The following is a 14892-nucleotide window of genomic DNA, read 5'->3' as shown; positions in this document are numbered from 1 at the left end:
GGTCTCGGACTTTCTCGCTGTTCCCATAGGAGTCAAGCGGTCACCTCTCCAAACCAACTTAATATTCGCTTTCAAATAAATAAATTCTTATTTAATTTGGAGATACTATACTTTTTCAGTGCCCTCCTCGCTGCGCTGCGGGGTCTCAGCCTTTCCTCTATTTCCCGCAGGAGTCGACCGTCATCCGCTCCATTTCACTTCATTTTTAAACCTTTTTCTAAAATATAAATACGAACGATCGTGTAAACTTACCGCATAATCATTCGTATTTATTGTTAGCTGAAATGTTTATGTCCCAGCCTCTTACCTTAAAAAAATTCCCTAATCAAAATTCCATATGTTTATAGTTGTACCATTCTTCTATTCTTAGTAAAATAGACAGTAAGAATGGTTAGACTATGGAGGATTCTATGAAGAAACGAAAAAATAGATTACAAAAGATTGTTGTATATTTAATGATCTTTATTATGCTAGCATCTACACTGTTAATCGGAATTGGAATGTTATTTTAACCGAAGACTATCTTACTAATGGAAGAACTAAGCAGTCTGAATACACGTAAACTCCTATGGGAGCTGCGAGAAAGGGAATACCCCTAAAGCCGAGAAGGCTAAAGCGCAGCCCCATGGTAAGCGAAATGTATTCAGACTGCGGGTAATACAACAAACTTTTTTTGAAAGCTTCTTGCCAAAAACAAAAACAGTTCGTGTTTATTACTACCTGAAACGATGTTGTCCCAGCTCCTTTTTTATTCATGAATAGCCCCATACTCTTTTGCTAATTCCTCAAAGCTTTTATCTGACCTTGTTATTAGAACTTTGGTTCCTAATGGTATTAAATCATAAATCGATTCTACTGCCTCATTTTGCATACGGACACAGCCATTGGACACATAATTTCCAATAGTGCCTGGATTATTAGTTCCATGAATACCATATATTCTTCCATCTGTATTCTTCGCATCAAAACCAATCCACCGTGTTCCCAAAGGATTATCTTCATGTCCGCCAGCGATATTTTTTTTGCGATAATACGGTTCTACTGCTTTAACTGTAATGGTAAATAAGCCATCTGGTGTTAAGTCTTCTGTTTTTCCTGTCGATACACTAATAATAGTTTGAACTCTATTTTCATCTATTATGGATAATTGATTGGTTTTTTTGTTTATAATAACAAAAGAATCTCCTGGTAAAGGGTTTTGCCCTAATGGCCATATAGGTGAGACAGTTAGGAAAATAGAAAGAATAAGTTTCAGCATACAATCACACTCGCTTTTTTTCTTAGTGTATGTGGATGCTTATTCTTTATACGATAAGGAATCGTAATCCTAATAGGATTCATTCAGCTTCACTGAGTACGAAAAAGATTCCTTCATCCTAGAGACGAAGAAATCTAATTGTATTCAATATTATAGCATTTTTTCCAAAAATTCTTTTGCGCGTTCTGTTTTTGGATTGGTGAAAAACTCTGCTGGCGGTGCATCCTCTACTACAACTCCACCATCAAGGAATAATACTCTGTTTGCCGCTTCTCTCGCAAAGCCCATTTCATGTGTCACAATTAGCATGGTAATGCCTGTATTTGCAAGTGATTTCATTACCTCAAGCACTTCTTTTACCATTTCAGGATCCAAAGCTGACGTTGGTTCATCAAATAAGATTACTTCTGGATTCATTGCAAGAGCACGTGCAATAGCGACCCTTTGCTTTTGTCCCCCAGATAAACGGCTAGGATAAACAGCTGCTTTATCAGCAAGGCCAACTTTAGCAAGAAGTTCTTTACCCATTTTTTCCGCTTCTCCCTTACTTAATCCCTTCACTTTAATCGGTGCATATGTTACGTTTTGCAAAACCGTTTTATGTGGGAAAAGATGAAAATGTTGAAATACCATCCCCACATTTTCTCTCATTTTTTTTATGTTTGTGTTTTTTGTCGTAATATCCGTCCCATCAATGATTACTTTTCCTTCTGTAGGCACTTCAAGCAAGTTTATACAGCGAAGAAAAGTAGATTTCCCTGAACCAGAAGGACCGATTATGGTCACTACTTCTCCTTTTTTGACCTGTGTATTAATCCCTTTTAAAACTTGAAGGGAGCCATAGGATTTATGCAAATTTTCAACATTAATCACTTCTTCTCATTCTCCTTTCAACGGCTTTTGCCAATGTAGTCAGTATCATTACTAATACATAGTAGATAAGACCTGCTAGAATCATTGGCTCCAAATATGCATATTTTTCTCCACCCATAATATAGGCCCTACGCATAATATCTGTTACACCAATTACCGTTACAACTGCTGACTCTTTTGTTAAAGAAACAGCTTCATTGATTAATGCCGGAAAAATATTTTTTAAAGCCTGTGGCAAGATTAAGTCAAACATTGCTTGTCTAGGTGCGACACCTAATGCCATGGCTGCCTCTTTCTGTCCACGATCAACTGCTAAAATTCCAGCTCGAATAATCTCAGAAATATAAGCAGCTGAATTTAAGCCAAAGGAAAGAATCGCAGCAACCGAGGGTTCTATTTGTATCCCAGTTAATTGCGGAACACCAAAATAGATAATCATTAATTGCAAAACAAGTGGCGTCCCTCTGAATACAGATGTATAAATAGCAGCTATCCAGCTTAATACTGGAATCTTACTTAGTTTAAATATCGAAAGTATAATCCCTAAAACAAATCCAATAATTCCAGCTACAATAACAATTTGCAATGTTACTGTTACTCCCTTCAGTAAATAAGGAAGCGATGGAATAAATTGTTGGAAATCCAAGCCCATTAATATCTCAATCCTTTCATAAAAAACAGGGTGTCTTCTATCTATTTAGCTTAAAAACAAGAAAACGTTTAGGGCAAACTTGCCCTAAACTGTCCCCGACTTTCACTTCTCAATTAGTTATCAAACCATTTAACAATTAACTCATCAATTTCTCCGCTATCTTGCATTTTCTTTAATTCATCATTGAACTTACTTGTTAATTCACTGCCCTTTGGAAATGCAATCGCAGAACCTGCATCCTGATTAGCTTCTTTTGCAGGGAAGGATGTTAATGTATCCTCTTTATTTAAATAGCCAGTAGCAACAACATCTTCGATAATTGCAGCATCAAATCTTCCAGCTTTAATCTCTTGAATTAGTTGCGGGATTCGGTCACGATTTTCGACAGTAATCTTTACTGTTTCAGCAATTTCATTTGCTGCATCCTCTTGAATGGAACCTAATTGTACCCCAACTTTTTTTCCTTCAAGGTCTTGCACTGTTTTAATATTGCTATCTTTTGTCGTTATAACTAAATCTTTTGATGTGTAATATACATCACTAAAATCAACGTTTTCAGCTCTTTCTGGTGTTGGAGACATACCCGATAGTACTAAATCTACTTTTCCAGATTGCAAAGCAGAAATTAATCCGCTAAAGTCCATATCTTTAACTTGGATTTCATACCCAAGTTTTTCGCCTAATGCATTAGCTAAATCAATATCAAAACCGATAATGTCATCACTTTTTGCTGTATCAATATATTCAAATGGCGCATAGTCAGCTGAAGTTCCCATGACAAGTACCTTTTTATCAGAAGATCCACTATCACTATTTGAACTGTTTTCATCAGTAGAGGTTCCACAAGCGCTTAAAACAACTACGATTGATAACAGCATTAATGTTAATAATTTTTTCATTATTTATTATCCCCCTATACTTTCTAATGCTTCTATTCTCTATTAATATTGCTTATTTGTTGCAAATTATAAGATAATCTTTCATTTATATTCATGCAACAATATGAATTTTAACACATACTTATAAATATTCAATACAATTTATACAAATTCAATAAATGAAATACTATTCTGAAAAAATTTAATTTTTAAATAAATATAGTTATATTTTTTGAAAATTCTTTTTTCTCACAAAACGAAACCATGGACATAATCGCTCTTTATGTTGATTAGCTACTTAATATGTAGTTTTTTCTCTTACATGCCCGAATTTTTGCATCAAAAAAAGCTCAGATACCTGAGCTTTTTGAGCAAATATACAATTCTTATTTAACTTCTTCACAGTATTCTTCAAATGCAGTTTGTAGTTTTTCTACTACTTGCATAGGATCATGACCTTCGATTTCATGGCGCTCCACCATCTTCACAAGTTCGCCGTCTTTCATTAATGCAAAAGAAGGAGAGGATGGAGGAAAACCAGTAAAATAGGAACGAGCTTGTTCTGTTGCTTCTTTATCCTGTCCTGCAAATACAGTTACTAATTGATCTGGTCTTTTTTTATAATGTAACGAGTAGCTTGCAGCTGGTCTAGCAATTCCACCAGCACATCCACATACAGAGTTCACCATCACAAGAGTCGTACCTTTTTGGGATAATGCTTCATCTACTGCTTCTTTTGTCGTTAATTCTTGATACCCAGCTTCTACTATTTCTTGTCGTGCTTGACGGACAACATCATTCATGAATAAGTTAAAGTCAATATTCATCGTTTCGCTCCCTTTTATGAAATATTTTTCTTTCTACATTATTATAAAAAAAGTACTTATTTTCAATATATATGTTTGTATTAGCTGTATTCACCATTTTACGGAACTGATTTTTCCCATTTCTTAATAGATGGGTGTTGTTTCCTCTGATGTTGTTTCTAGTATTTCTTTAATTCTTTGTAAAAACCTTCCACAAACAAGTCCATCTAATACTCGATGGTCTAATGACATGCATAAATTCACCATATCTGAGATAGCGATCATATTCTCTTTAATTACAGGTCTTTTCACAATGGATTCCACTTGAAGGATTGCGGCTTGTGGATGATTGATAATTCCCATTGACTGAATAGATCCAAATGACCCCGTGTTATTGACAGTAAATGTGCCATCTTGCATTTCATCAATAGTAAGCTTACCCGTTCTCGCTTTGTTGGCAAGTTCTGTAATCTCTCTTGCAATTCCTTTAATTGATTTTTCGTCAGCGTTTTTTATAACAGGAACAAATAACGCACCTTCTGTTGCTACAGCTATGGAGATATTAATATCTTTTTTCTGAATGATTTTGTCTCCAGCCCAAGTAGAATTAATTTCTGGGAATTCTTTTAATGCACGGGCAACTGCTTTCACAAAAAAGGCAAAGAATGTTAAGTTATAGCCTTCTTCTTTCTTAAAGGAATCTTTTACTTTATTTCTATATTGGACAAGCTTTGTTACATCGACTTCTATCATTGTCCAAGCATGAGGAATTTCATGCTTACTTTTTACCATATTACTTGCAATTGCTTTCCTAACTCCAGTAATCGGCAACTCCTTGTCTCCCGCTTTTGTTTGAATACTACTATGTACAACCGTTTCTTTAGGGGGAGTTACTGCAACATTTACAGGTGCTTTTTCTTCTTCTTTTACCTGTGGAACGCCGTCGCTTATCGCTTTTTGAACATCTTTTCTTGTAATTCTTCCACCTGTGCCTGTTCCCTTTAATAGCGCTAAATCAATTCCAGCTTCCTGAGATAAACGTAATACAGCTGGTGAATATCTAGTTTTTTGACTCGTGTCAGCTTGAATAGATATATCCGCTTCTTTTTTTACTGTCTTCTCTTCCTGAGACTGTTCTTCCTGTGATTTATCCCCTTCTACTTCAATGGTACATATTACTTCGCCTACATCAAGGGTTTGCCCTTCTTCAGCAATTAATTCTTTAATCTTTCCAGAAAAAGAAGAAGGAATTTCTGCATTTACTTTATCTGTCATAACTTCAGCAAGAGGATCATATTTGTTAACGACATCCCCCACAGCTATAAGCCAATTGCTTATCGTACCTTCTGTAACACTTTCTCCTAGTTTAGGCATGGTAATTTTCTCGATTGGCATCTGTTTTCACTCCTTCTTATGCGACTTAAAATTCTGCTAGCTTTCTCATTTCTGTTTCTACTTTTTCTGGCGTAATTAAAAAGAATTTTTCCATCGTTGGGGCATATGGCATCGCTGGAACATCTTCTCCCGCTAATCGCATAATTGGTGCATCTAAATCAAACAAACAGTTTTCGGCAATAATAGCTGCAACTTCACTAATCACACTGCCCTCTTTGTTGTCTTCTGTTATTAAAAGGACTTTTCCTGTTTTCGAGGCAGCTTCCATAATTGCTTCCTTATCTAGTGGATAAACGGTTCGTAAATCTAAAACATGGGCAGAAATCCCGTCCTCTGCCAATTTTTCAGCAGCCTGTAGGGCAAAATGAACACATAAGCCATACGTGATTACAGTTATATCTTCCCCTTCTCGTTTTATATCTGCCTTACCAATAGGCAGCACATAATCTTCATCGGGAACAAACCCTTTTATTAGTCTGTAAGCACGTTTGTGTTCAAAGAATAAAACAGGATCTGGATCTTGTATGGCCGCCTTTAATAAACCTTTAACATCATATGGAGTAGATGGCATGACGATTTTCAAACCAGGAGTATTAGCAAACATCGCTTCTACCGATTGAGAATGATAAAGTGCTCCATGAATGCCACCTCCATAAGGAGCACGAATGACAATAGGACAAGTCCAGTCATTATTGGAACGATATCTAACTTTTGCTGCTTCTGAGACAATTTGGTTGACAGCAGGCATAATAAAATCAGCGAATTGCATTTCTGCGATAGGCTTTAAGCCGTACATTGCTGCTCCAATCCCTACCCCTGCGATAGCTGATTCAGCTAAAGGAGCATCAATTACTCTTTCTGCGCCAAATTGTTCGTAAAGACCTGTTGTAGCTTTAAAAACTCCCCCTTTTACCCCTACATCTTCGCCAAGGATAAATACTTTGTCATCTTTCTCCATTTCTTCTCGAATGGCTTGAGTTACTGCATCTATATAGGATATTACTGGCATCTACATTTCCCCCTTATTCACCATACACAAATTTAAGTGTATCTTCTGGTTGTGCATATGGCGCCTTTTCAGCATAATCCGTTGCTTCATTTATTTCTTCCGCGATCTTTTTATTTAAGCTTTGATCTAATTCTTCTGTTAATATTCCAGTCGACATTAAATAAGCTCTAAATGTAAATAGTGGATCTTTTCCTTTTGCTTCTGTTACTTCTTCTTTTGCACGATAGCTACTATCATCATCATCAGAAGAATGTGGGGTTAAACGGTACGAGACAGTTTCAATAAGAGTTGGCCCTTCTCCTCTTCTTGCGCGATCCACCGCCTCTTTTGTGACACGATATACTTCAATAGGATCATTTCCATCCACTGTGTATCCTGGCATTCCATAGCCAATTGCTCGATCGGAAACATTTGCACACCCCAATTGCTTTTCGATTGGGACAGAAATAGCATATTTATTATTTTCGCATAGAAAAATAACAGGTAGTTTATGCACACCAGCAAAGTTTGCTCCTTCATGGAAGTCTCCTTGATTCGAAGATCCTTCCCCAAAGCTGACAAAGGTAACAATATCTTTCTTCTCTATTTTACCCGCTAATGCAATGCCAACTGCATGTGGTACTTGCGTAGTGACCGGGGAAGAACCTGTGACAATACGATTTTTCTTTTGACCGAAGTGTCCTGGCATTTGTCTTCCTCCTGAGTTTGGATCTTCTGCTTTTGCAAAGCCTGATAGCATAATATCCTTCGTTGTCATCCCAAAAGTTAGCACAACCCCTAAATCACGATAATATGGCAGCATATAATCTTTATCACGGTCAAAAGCAAAAGCTGCTCCTACTTGTGCCGCTTCTTGGCCTTGACAAGAAATAACAAATGGAATTTTTCCTGCTCGATTTAATAACCACATTCTTTCATCAATTCTTCTAGCTAAAAGCATCTGCTCATACATAGCCAATACTTGGTCGTCTGTTAAACCAGCTTCTAAATGGCGATTATGGACCATAGTCATATTATTACCTCCTAATGGAATCAATTTTTGCCTTTATTATTTTCTTTCCCTTTACTTGTTTAGCTTTTTTATTTAGCCATGAATTGCTTTGCCTTCTACTGCAAGCGCTGCCTCTCCAATTGCTTCTGACAGTGTCGGATGTGGATGAATCGTATTTCCAATTTCCCAAGCTGTTGCATCGAGCACTTTTGCAAGAGCTCCTTCTGCGATCAAGTCAGTAGCATGTGTACCGATAATGTGAACTCCTAATAAATCTTCTGAATTTTTATCTGAGATTATTTTTACAAATCCATCTTGCTCCCCGTAGATAAGTGCTTTTCCAATTGCTTTAAAGGAGAATTTGCCTTTTTTAATCGAATATCCAAGCGCAATTGCCTCTTCTTCTGTATAACCTACACTAGCTATTTCTGGACTAGTATAGATGCATTTAGAAACTGTTTTATAGTCTAGAGGATGTGGCTTTTGCCCGGCAATATGTTCAACGGCAATTATTCCTTCATGTGAGGCTACATGTGCCAGTTGCAATCCTCCAATACAATCGCCAATTGCGTAAATATGCGATTCCTTTGTTTGATAGTATTTATTTGTTTCAATTACGTTATTAGAAACTGCAATTTCTGTATTTTCCAGACCAATTCCTTCTACATTTCCAATACGTCCAACAGATACAAGCAGTTTTTCTCCTTCAAACGTCTGTATATCGCCATTTTTTTCTGCTTGGATAGTTACATTAGATGGATTCTTCTGGACGGTGTCTGCTAAAACCTTGGCACCTGTAACTATCTTGATCCCTTTTTTCTTTAGGATTCTCTGTAATTCTTTACTTATTTCCTTATCTTCTGTTGGCACCAATCGATCACTATATTCTAAAATAGTTACTTTCACATCAAAATCTGAAAGCATAGAAGCCCATTCAACTCCTATTACTCCTCCGCCCACAATAATAATGGATTTAGGAAGATCTTCCATTTGTAATGCTTCCTCCGAACTAATGACAGTCGAACCATCAATCTCTAATCCCGGTAAGGTTTTCGGTCTAGATCCTGTTGCAATGATTACATTTTTCGGAAGCAACATTTCATTTTCTTCTCCATTATTCATTTCAACTGAGATCGTTCCCGGCATCGGTGAAAAAATAGATGGTCCCATTATTCTGCCGTTTCCTTCATAAACATCAATTTTCCCTTTTTTCATTAAATATTGCACACCACTATGCAACTGGCTTATGATGGTTGATTTTCTTTCTTGCACTCGATTAAAGTCCAATCGGATATCTGATGTAATAATCCCAAATTCATCACTTTTTTTCGTTGTCGCATAAACTTCCGCACTTCTTAATAGTGCTTTACTTGGAATGCAACCATTATGTAAACATGTTCCACCTAATTTACCTTTTTCTACCACTGCTGTTTTTAAACCTAATTGGGAGGCACGAATTGCTGCTACATAGCCGCCTGTTCCACCACCTAGAATGACAAGATCATACTCTTTTGCCATTTTTTCACACCCCTTTACTTTCATACTCTTTTACTAATTCTTCCTTGCGTAATACTCGGAGTACTCCCTGTGCCAATGACTGTCGCTCATTTTCGCCTGGATATACCATTATATCTGCAATCCAATTAACACGTTCCATAATTAATTTTACAAATAAATTACTGTATGCAAGCTCACCTGTTAAGATAATGGCGTCTACTTCCCCTAATAGCACTGTACTTACACTGCCGATTTCCTTAGCGACTTGGTATGCTAGCGCTTCAATAATGTGATAACTTGGATTATCACCCTTTTTTAGTTCTTCTTCTATATCTAGTGATCCTCTACTTGGTTTATCGATATAAGCCATTATCCCTGAATGGTATAGTAATTCTTGCTTCATTTCTTCGTAGCTGAATTTTCCTGAATAACATAAATCAACTAAATCACCATGTGGTAGTGTTCCAGAACGTTCGATACTAAAAGGCCCTTCCCCATTCAATCCATTATTAACATCGATTACTCTTCCGTTCGAATGTGCTCCAATTGTAATCCCATCGCCAAGATGTGCAATGATTAATTGAACATCCTCATACTTTTTGCCAAGCTCCATCGCCGCACGTCTTCCTGTTGCTTTATGATTAAGGGCATGGAATATACTTTTTCTTGTAATTTTCGGGTAACCAGAAATCTTAGCGATATCGGCCATTTCATCCACAACAACTGGATCTACTATATAGGAGGGAATCTCGAAATGCTCGCCAATTTCATAAGCGATAAGTGCTCCCAGATTAGAAGGATGTTCTCCTCTTGTTTGTTCAAGCAATTCTTTACGCATAGCAGCATTTACCAAATAGGTTCCGCCATCGATGGGCTTAAGTAAACCGCCTCTTCCACAAACAGCAGCTAATTTCGAAAGATTGATTCCTTTAATTACTAGATAAGACAAAATTTCATCTGCTCTAAATTTATATTGAGAAGCAACAGAAGGAAATTCCGCTAACTTATCAGAATCATGAGATAAATCGTCTATTATTAGCGGAACCTCGTTTTCATAGAGGGCAATTTCTGTTACTAATGACCTCGGGTTTATTACCAATATGCGAAATTTACTCATTTTAAAAACCTCTTATTAAAAATTAATTTAAATGATACTTATCCAACTTATAATACAAATTGCGGACAGATAACCCTAATGTTTTTGCCGTCAACGTTTTATTCCCGTCTAATTTCTTCAAGGTTTTTTCTATAATAACCGTCTCGTATTTTTCGACTAGCTCAGATAGTGTTTGATTATCTTCATCGATTTCCTCATGGCTATCTATTTTTGATTCTGCACTCGTTTGCGAAAGAATAAGATGCTCCGCTTTAAGCACAGTATCTTCTTCTTTTGCTCTTATTACAGCTAGTTGTAAGATTGCCTTTAATTCGTGGACATTAGTAGAGTAAGAATAAGCTTCTAATGCTTTTTGGGCATCTAATTCAATCTCTTTTATCCACCTTCCGCTTTCTTTATTTAGTTCTAAAAGAAAATGCTTTGCTAATGGATAAATATCCTCCTTACGCTCGCTTAAAGGAGGTAAGTATATATGCGATTTCATTAGCTCGTCATAGAGTTCTTCTAAAAACATTCCTGCCATTAATGCTTTTTCTAGTTTGATAGGAGATGAAACAATAAGGCGAAGGGACGATTGTTTCTCTTCCTTCCCATCCTTTTTCATCATTTCTAGAAGCGAAGTTTGCTCCTCCATCGACAAACAAGTAACATTTTCTAAGTAAACCGTCCCTTTAGCGTTCCCGTTATTTTTACTTAAAAGTTCTATTAATTGTTCTCTGTTTCTCTTTGGATGTATACATTTAAACAAATGAAACTTATTTTCACTCCAATTGTGAATAGTATTAGCAAGCATAAACTTTCCAGTGCCTTCTTCCCCTCTAATAAATAGCACACGTTTGCTTGCTCCTATTAGCTTGGCCTGCTCAAGTGCAAATTTCATAGAAGATGATTGATAAATAAAGTCCTCAAATTGGTAACTTTGCTCTAGCCTGCGTATAATCGTTTTAGTTTGTTGAAGTTCCCTTTTTAACTGAACTATTTCCGTATAACTGTTGATGCTTTGCAGACAGCCTTTTAAGATTCCATCTACGATAATTGGTGTACTTTTTATGATAAGACTGTAAGAGTCCGTATTTATCGAAATTTCCGCATCCCGTCTTGTTCGGAAGACTTCTTCTCTATTCTTGATAATTAAGTTGTGTGCTTTTTTCTGATTAAGTACTGAAAGTAACTCTTCATATGACGAATTTTGCATGATGATATGACCAAGATCATCGACTACTGCAAATGCTTCTGCATTTTTTTGCAAAATCAATGTAAGCAATACTCGGATGCTGTTATCATCAAACCATTCTCTTTTTTGATTGGCTTCTTGTAATACCGCCAATGCACCTATAACTTGATTTCCCTCGTTTTTTAGCGGATAACGAGAAATTAAAAGATTATCCTTATCAGATATAGCAAATATTTTCTGTTCTTCTTTTCTTTTAGTATGTAATACTCTCATCATCCCACTAGTAGGAATAATCGATAAAATATGTTGATCTATTTGAAGATGATAGTGTCCCTTTATCATTCTTTCTGCACTTTTGTTGAAATAACAGATGACTCCGCGATTATCCACTAGAATAATCCCTTCCTTCATTTCATCAAATAGGGCATAAGAGGTTGTCTGTATAGTTCGATCAATCATTAGTACACTTCCTATCTGTTCATCCGTGCAATTTATTTCATATCTATACTATACCTATCTCTCTGTTATTATGCAATTTTTTTCCCATTTTCTTTTATTTCTGAAAAAAAGATTTTTTGAATATACTATTGGTTGCAAATTTGTGGAGAAATGAGTTGGTGAAGGAGATAACCTAATAGTCGTTATTTAGGGATTATTTAGGCTATTATCTAAAAAAAAAGGCTCTCCTCCCTCTCTCTAACAAATTGAAGATAGGTTGGAAAACCATCATTCTTTAAGGCAACGTTAATAATTCACGTGCAAGAATCGGCTCATCTGTTATTATTGCTGAGATTCCTTCATTTATTAGTGCTCTCATCGCTTTAGGACTATTCACTGTATATGCTCTAACTTTGATATTTTTTTCTATTGAGGATTGTATTATCTCTTGGTTAATGCGTTTGTAATTAGGATGAAACCCTTTGGCACCTATAGCATTTGCATATATCCAAGGCTGATATATTCCATCTGACAACAAAGGGGCTGTTTCAATTTCAGGTGCAATTCGATAACTATGTACGAGGCTATAATGATTAAACGAGGAAAAGATAATCCGTTTTTCAAAACCATATTTGCGAATAAGCTCAATTGTTTTTTCTTCCATCCCTTTATATGGAATCTTATTATTTTTCATTTCAATATTACAAGTTATCGTATTGTCTTGCATCCAATCGAATAACTCAATTAATGTGGGAATAGCTTCTTTCCCAATATTCTTGAATCGATGTCCTGCATTTAATGATCGTAAACCTTTATAACTTAATTCTTGCACATATCCTAATCCATTTGTTGTTCGATCAACTTTTTCGTCATGAATAATAACAACTTCCCCATCTTTTGTCATTTGAATATCAATTTCGATTCCATCAGCCTTTGCTTTTTCAGCTTCTTCAAAAGCTTTCATGGTATTCTCTGGATATTGGGAAGAATAGCCTCGGTGTGCAAATATTTTCGTCATGAAATCACTTCCTTATATAGAACTCTTTCGCTACTGCTTTATAAATGATGAAAAAAACAGGCTCTAACATAAGTCAGAGCCTGTATCGGTTTTTGTTAAATTAGTTTTTTACTACGTTAGCAGCTTGAGGTCCGCGTTGACCTTCTTCTATGTCAAAAGAAACTTCTTGACCTTCATCTAATGTTTTGAAACCTTCTGTTTGAATAGCGCTGAAATGTACGAATACATCTTGTCCTTCAGCTGTTTCGATGAAACCAAATCCTTTTTCTGCGTTAAACCATTTTACTTTACCTGTAGCCATTTCTTGTTTCCTCCTATGTGCTTTATGCACAAATGTATTACTATCCTTGCTCGTAGTAAAAAATAAAGAAATATGTAAATCTCAACTATTTTCTAGAGAACAAAAATAAGTCTTCTTTATAGTAACAGGTTAATCAACAGAAAGCAAATCTTCCGATGATAATTTTTCAATTTTTTAAAACAAATTCCTTTTTATGGTTTTTAATTCCTAACAATTTTATCAATTTCACCTTTATAATTTATTCAGTTAGCAATTAGATGAGCAGACAGTTAATATTAATGAGAGGTTTTGTGTGCAGTCTTTTTGAGATTGTCAATATCTCCTGTTCCACTTTTAAATAGGACTAAGATTAGCTTTTGACTCTGCTTATAAGATGCTACAGTCTTGCTTTGACAGGAAAAAATAAATCATCTGCATGAAATTGTAGTTCTGTTAACTTCACTCTGTACATCTTCATCTCCAACAAAAACAAAACCCAACAAATCAAAATGATTTATTGGGTGAGAAGGTAAAAATTTATTGGCTTAAATCCGCAAAAAAAGTTGTTTTTCAAAGAATTGGTTGGATTAGCAATAACCAAAAACCCTTTATTCTAACCCTCTCAAGAAGCCTTATGTTCCAGCCTTAACTTATCTGCCACAATCGCGATAAATTCTGAGTTCGTTGGTTTTGCTTTAGACATGCTGACAGTGTAGCCGAATAAGGATGAGATGGAATCGATATTGCCTCTGCTCCAAGCGACTTCAATCGCATGACGAATTGCACGCTCCACACGGCTTGCAGTTGTATTAAATTTTTTAGCGATATCTGGATAGAGTACTTTTGTAATCGATCCTAATAGTTCTATGTCATTATAGACCATCGAAATGGCTTCCCTTAAATAAAGATAGCCTTTAATATGGGCTGGGACACCAATCTCGTGAATAATACTTGTAATGCTAGCATCTAAATTCTTTGTTTTTGGTTCCTGTTGCGTTTTAAAGGAAGAAGAAGATTTTCGCACAAACCCAGTTGTTTTACCGCTAACTTGGCGAATATGACCTGCCAAATAATCCATATCAAACGGTTTTAAAATAAAGTAAGATGCTCCTAATTCAACAGCCTTTTTCGTGACATCCTCTTGTCCAAAAGCTGTTAGCATAATGACATTAGGCATTTTTTTATTCATTTGGCGCATTCTTTCTAATACAGCTAAGCCATCGAGATGAGGCATAATGATATCGAGAACCATCACATCTGGTTCTAGTTGTTCGATCAATTCCAGACACTCTTGACCATTATGCGCAACACCGATTACTTCCATGTCATCTTGAGTATCTATATACTCTTCCAATAAACCTACTAGTTCACGATTATCATCAACAATACAAACTTTTATTTTTTTCAACAGTTGTTTCCTCCCTTAGGTCCAAATGTCTCTAATTTTATCTATATTTTTTATTCTAAAGGACATTTTCGACAAAGCAACCCATAATCCTTTGATTT

At 35.9% G+C, this 14892-nt stretch carries 15 protein-coding genes; 1 reads left to right on the top strand and 14 read right to left on the bottom strand.

Going from position 1 to position 14892, the window contains the following annotated elements; translation table 11 throughout:
* Nucleotides 1-410 precede the first annotated feature (410 nt).
* Nucleotides 411-512: a stressosome-associated protein Prli42 gene (prli42, locus tag ACWNMZ_RS13570; protein ID WP_152910842.1), complete on the top strand. Its 102-nt coding sequence runs from the start codon at nucleotides 411-413 to the stop codon at nucleotides 510-512.
* 236 nt (nucleotides 513-748) lie between these two features.
* On the opposite strand, the gene ACWNMZ_RS13565 is transcribed toward prli42, so the two are convergent.
* The 14 genes from ACWNMZ_RS13565 to spo0A form a co-directional block, all read right to left on the bottom strand.
* Nucleotides 749-1258, bottom strand: coding sequence for a L,D-transpeptidase (locus tag ACWNMZ_RS13565; RefSeq protein ID WP_031535202.1), 510 nt, complete (start codon nucleotides 1256-1258; stop codon nucleotides 749-751).
* Between the two features lie 150 nt (nucleotides 1259-1408).
* Complete coding sequence (locus ACWNMZ_RS13560) at nucleotides 1409-2131, bottom strand: amino acid ABC transporter ATP-binding protein (RefSeq protein ID WP_031535204.1); 723 nt, start codon at nucleotides 2129-2131, stop codon at nucleotides 1409-1411.
* Nucleotides 2124-2783, bottom strand: a complete 660-nt coding sequence (locus ACWNMZ_RS13555) for an amino acid ABC transporter permease (protein WP_235252237.1) — start codon at nucleotides 2781-2783, stop codon at nucleotides 2124-2126. The genes ACWNMZ_RS13560 and ACWNMZ_RS13555 overlap by 8 nt, the downstream gene beginning before the upstream one ends.
* A 113-nt stretch (nucleotides 2784-2896) precedes the next feature.
* Entirely contained in the window at nucleotides 2897-3682 is a 786-nt protein-coding gene (locus ACWNMZ_RS13550) for a transporter substrate-binding domain-containing protein (RefSeq protein WP_031535207.1), read from the bottom strand.
* Nucleotides 3683-4047: 365 nt separating this feature from the next.
* Nucleotides 4048-4488 carry a BrxA/BrxB family bacilliredoxin gene (locus ACWNMZ_RS13545; RefSeq protein ID WP_031535210.1) on the bottom strand — a complete coding sequence of 147 codons (441 nt, stop codon included), beginning with the start codon at nucleotides 4486-4488 and terminating at the stop codon, nucleotides 4048-4050.
* A 123-nt stretch (nucleotides 4489-4611) separates the two neighbouring features.
* Nucleotides 4612-5862 (bottom strand): dihydrolipoamide acetyltransferase family protein, encoded by a 1251-nt coding sequence (locus ACWNMZ_RS13540; RefSeq protein ID WP_235252238.1) that lies wholly within the window; start codon nucleotides 5860-5862, stop codon nucleotides 4612-4614.
* A 25-nt stretch (nucleotides 5863-5887) separates the two neighbouring features.
* Nucleotides 5888-6871, bottom strand: a complete 984-nt coding sequence (locus tag ACWNMZ_RS13535; RefSeq protein ID WP_235252239.1) for an alpha-ketoacid dehydrogenase subunit beta — start codon at nucleotides 6869-6871, stop codon at nucleotides 5888-5890.
* Nucleotides 6872-6884: 13 nt separating this feature from the next.
* The gene (locus tag ACWNMZ_RS13530; RefSeq protein ID WP_235252244.1) at nucleotides 6885-7877 is read right to left on the bottom strand and encodes a thiamine pyrophosphate-dependent dehydrogenase E1 component subunit alpha; all 993 of its coding nucleotides are present in this window, start codon (nucleotides 7875-7877) and stop codon (nucleotides 6885-6887) included.
* 78 nt (nucleotides 7878-7955) lie between these two features.
* The gene (gene lpdA / locus ACWNMZ_RS13525) at nucleotides 7956-9380 is read right to left on the bottom strand and encodes a dihydrolipoyl dehydrogenase (RefSeq protein WP_235252240.1); all 1425 of its coding nucleotides are present in this window, start codon (nucleotides 9378-9380) and stop codon (nucleotides 7956-7958) included.
* Between the two features lie 4 nt (nucleotides 9381-9384).
* On the bottom strand, nucleotides 9385-10476 hold the full coding sequence (gene buk / locus ACWNMZ_RS13520) for a butyrate kinase (RefSeq protein WP_235252241.1): 1092 nt from the start codon (nucleotides 10474-10476) through the stop codon (nucleotides 9385-9387).
* A 22-nt stretch (nucleotides 10477-10498) separates the two neighbouring features.
* Nucleotides 10499-12109, bottom strand: coding sequence for a sigma 54-interacting transcriptional regulator (locus tag ACWNMZ_RS13515; protein ID WP_235252242.1), 1611 nt, complete (start codon nucleotides 12107-12109; stop codon nucleotides 10499-10501).
* 274 nt (nucleotides 12110-12383) lie between these two features.
* On the bottom strand, nucleotides 12384-13106 hold the full coding sequence (locus tag ACWNMZ_RS13510; protein ID WP_235252243.1) for a glycerophosphodiester phosphodiesterase: 723 nt from the start codon (nucleotides 13104-13106) through the stop codon (nucleotides 12384-12386).
* Nucleotides 13107-13206: 100 nt separating this feature from the next.
* Nucleotides 13207-13407, bottom strand: coding sequence for a cold-shock protein (locus ACWNMZ_RS13505; RefSeq protein ID WP_016203255.1), 201 nt, complete (start codon nucleotides 13405-13407; stop codon nucleotides 13207-13209).
* A 601-nt stretch (nucleotides 13408-14008) separates the two neighbouring features.
* Complete coding sequence (gene spo0A / locus ACWNMZ_RS13500; RefSeq protein ID WP_031535228.1) at nucleotides 14009-14794, bottom strand: sporulation transcription factor Spo0A; 786 nt, start codon at nucleotides 14792-14794, stop codon at nucleotides 14009-14011.
* Nucleotides 14795-14892 lie beyond the last annotated feature (98 nt).

The organism is Niallia sp. Marseille-Q9988 (assembly GCF_976954375.1).
This window is presented reverse-complemented; position numbering and strand designations above follow the sequence as displayed.